Source organism: Paenibacillus zanthoxyli JH29 (genome assembly GCF_000520715.1).
Taxonomy (GTDB): Bacteria; Bacillota; Bacilli; order Paenibacillales; family Paenibacillaceae; genus Paenibacillus_AQ; species Paenibacillus_AQ zanthoxyli.
Genome location: NZ_ASSD01000127.1, coordinates 1 through 2,705 on the forward strand (window position 1 = coordinate 1; position 2,705 = coordinate 2,705).

Annotated in this window: 4 protein-coding genes, 2 tRNA genes and 1 pseudogene; 2 read left to right on the forward strand and 5 right to left on the reverse strand. The window is 46.3% G+C overall.

Features of this window, described 5'->3' with window-relative positions; translation table 11 throughout:
• The first annotated feature begins 289 nt into the window (after nucleotides 1–289).
• Nucleotides 290–418 (forward strand): tyrosine-type recombinase/integrase, encoded by a 129-nt coding sequence (locus L691_RS34180; RefSeq protein WP_198022980.1) that lies wholly within the window; start codon nucleotides 290–292, stop codon nucleotides 416–418.
• A gap of 587 nt (nucleotides 419–1,005) precedes the next feature.
• Entirely contained in the window at nucleotides 1,006–1,254 is a 249-nt protein-coding gene (locus L691_RS31070) for a tyrosine-type recombinase/integrase (RefSeq protein ID WP_084653846.1), read from the forward strand.
• Nucleotides 1,255–1,379: 125 nt separating this feature from the next.
• Here the strand turns inward: L691_RS31070 and L691_RS0105105 are convergent.
• From L691_RS0105105 to L691_RS33360, 5 genes and pseudogenes are all read right to left on the reverse strand, one after another.
• Nucleotides 1,380–1,453, reverse strand: a tRNA-Ile gene (locus L691_RS0105105).
• A 45-nt stretch (nucleotides 1,454–1,498) separates the two neighbouring features.
• Nucleotides 1,499–1,575 (reverse strand) — tRNA-Met (locus tag L691_RS0105110).
• Nucleotides 1,576–1,656: 81 nt separating this feature from the next.
• Nucleotides 1,657–1,821, reverse strand: coding sequence for a hypothetical protein (locus L691_RS32500; RefSeq protein ID WP_198022981.1), 165 nt, complete (start codon nucleotides 1,819–1,821; stop codon nucleotides 1,657–1,659).
• 151 nt (nucleotides 1,822–1,972) lie between these two features.
• Nucleotides 1,973–2,614: an orotate phosphoribosyltransferase gene (pyrE, locus tag L691_RS0105120; protein ID WP_025689181.1), complete on the reverse strand. Its 642-nt coding sequence runs from the start codon at nucleotides 2,612–2,614 to the stop codon at nucleotides 1,973–1,975.
• Nucleotides 2,611–2,705: pseudogene (locus L691_RS33360) on the reverse strand (orotidine-5'-phosphate decarboxylase); the annotation flags it as partial. The pseudogene L691_RS33360 and the gene pyrE, both read right to left, overlap by 4 nt.

The following is a 2,705-nucleotide window of genomic DNA, read 5'->3' on the forward strand; positions in this document are numbered from 1 at the left end:
AGCAGACATCAGGCATCCACTATAGCGACGAAGCTAAATCCCAAAGCACAAAAATCTATTCTTTGGACAGCCCCTATGTTCTCATGATCAAGAGAGCATTCGTGGATATCAAATTTCGATTCAAACGAGGTAAAAACTAGTAATATATCGTGTACTTGCCTGCAGACCAAGAGACGGGCAAACGAAATTAAAAGAAGAAAGGCAGGATTCTCCACTCAGAAGGAGGCTAATCGTTCCTTGGTCAATTTCATCGACCCTGGAGAATACGTTCCCTGAGGACAAAATAACGGTGGGTGAATTTCTTGAAATATGGCTCAATGATAACGCTAAGCAGAAGTACAAAACTACCTTTTATGATGTCGAGGAATCCATGATTCGAACCAGAATTAAACCAACTTTAGGGCGATTCAAATTGTAGCAGATTAAACAACCGATTTTACAATGTACTCATTGAAACCTAATCTACGGATTATGTGAGACATATCCACACTATATTAAGAAAAGCCTTCCGGCAGGCCATTAAGTGGAAAAACTCGCTTTCAACCCGGAGGATAAGGTCGACTCCCAAAGGTCAGAAAGTAGGAGATGAAGACCTGGAACAGTGTATACACTTTCTGAATAAGGCTCTAGGGATCGTTCACTATAGCCATACACACAGGAATGAGAAAAAGAGAAGTGTAGGGGCTACATTGGAGTGACATTGACTTTAAAGGCAAGAGCTTGTCCACAGAGCAGACAGTAAATTGGACTCCTTCCAAGAGCATTGTCATTCAGAATACAAAAACCTCCAGTTCCGTCAGACGTATATCTATCGGGGACCTGCTAATTGCCGATTTGAAACAGTGAAAAGAAGTCATTAATGCCAATAAATAGATTGCCTCCCCGGCCTTGCGTGAGCGTATTTGCCAAATGGAGCTAGATTATTTGCAGTATTGGTATCGATCATTACCAAGATCATGGTCTGGTATGTGACTACGTGAACGGAGATCCCATAAGCCCTGTCGAATTACTGAAACATTTGCTTACCTGACTAAAACGGCGGAACTACCCAAGATCAAGTTCCACGATCTCCGGCACTCCCATGGGTCATTGCTTCTTAACAATGGAGTCAATCCAAAAATCGGAGCAGAACGGTTGGCCCACAACAGTGTCAAAATCCACCTGGATCGCTATTCTCATCTGTTACCCGATATGCAGCTTAAAGCTGCCGATCTAATGGACATCATGATGAAAATGGTACAAAAATCTTTTTAATCCGATTACGTCGTGACCAAATTTGATCACCCCCGAATTTTCGAAGTATATTTGAATGCCAAGCTCCTCTCTCAATCCGTCTGTAGACAGCAAAAAACCCTTGCTTCGCAAGGGTTTTATTGTAGTGGGCCCTGAGGGACTCGAACCCCCGACCAATCGGTTATGAGCCGACCGCTCTAACCAACTGAGCTAAGGGCCCTGATCAAAATATCCGAAATAATGGCTGATGAACTTCTATGAAAATTGGTTGCGGGGGCAGGATTTGAACCTGCGGCCTTCGGGTTATGAGCCCGACGAGCTACCGGGCTGCTCCACCCCGCGTCAGTAATCACATTCAAACAGCAACAGTAAATATTATACGCTATACTATAGTGTAAGTCAAGAAGCTCCAGCTAACCTTTTTCAAGGAAGAAACCGAACCCCATATTTTCCTCTGCGTGAACGATAAATTTCTACCAACTGCGGATCATGGTAGCCGTAAATCCAACCATCCTGTTCGAGCCGTTTAGCCAGACAACCTGCTTGAAATTTGGTTCTGAACAGCCTCGCAAAATATACCCAGTTCATGATGCGTTCTTCTCCCTATTATAAAATGATCAAGCCCGCTTTCTCCGTTAGCTTGCCCATATTTACAAAAAACTTGCGGCATCCAGATCATTAATCCGATGCCATAAAAACAAAAACCGCCCTGCAATCGGACGGTTTCTTTGAAGATCAATCAGTTTTCAAAAGAGGATGGGTCACGTCTCCACGACTGAAGCAGCTCGACATCGCTAGCCACTATTTTGCCTTGCCCCAGCGCAACATCGATCAGGGTGCTGTAATTGGACAGGCTTTGCAGCGGGATGCCCGCTTCCTTGAATGCATCTGTCGCACGATCCAACTCATAGCTGAAAATCGCCAGCACCGCAAGCGGCTCTCCTCCCGCTTCCTTTACGGCCTGCGCAGCTTTAATCGAGCTGCCTCCGGTCGAAATCAGGTCTTCAATGACGATGACCTTTTGGCCGGGTGAAATGATGCCTTCGATTTGGTTCTGTTTGCCGTGTCCCTTCGCTTTGTCGCGGATGTAGGCCATCGGCAGATTCAGCTTGTCCGCAACCCAGGCCGCATGCGGAATGCCGGCGGTTGCCGTTCCAGCGATGACTTCCGTCCCCGGATATTCGGCCGCAATCAGTTCCGCGAACGCATCGGCAATATAGCTGCGGATTTCCGGATACGATAAGGTAAGACGGTTATCGCAGTAAATCGGGGATTTAATGCCCGAAGTCCAGGTAAACGGTTCCTGCGGACGCAGCGCGACGGCTTCGATCTTTAACAAATAAGATGCAATTTGTTCACTTCTATTCAGCAATGGGCTCACGCTTGAATCATCTCCTTAATAATATGCTCAGCAGCCTGACGGGGGTCAGGAGCGGCTGTTATAGGCCGTCCTACGACCAGAAAATGGCTGC

Excerpts from the sequence above, each read along its gene's own strand:
- L691_RS32500 (WP_198022981.1), bottom strand. The coding sequence starts at position 1,821 with ATGAACTGGGTATATTTTGCGAGGCTGTTCAGAACCAAATTTCAAGCA.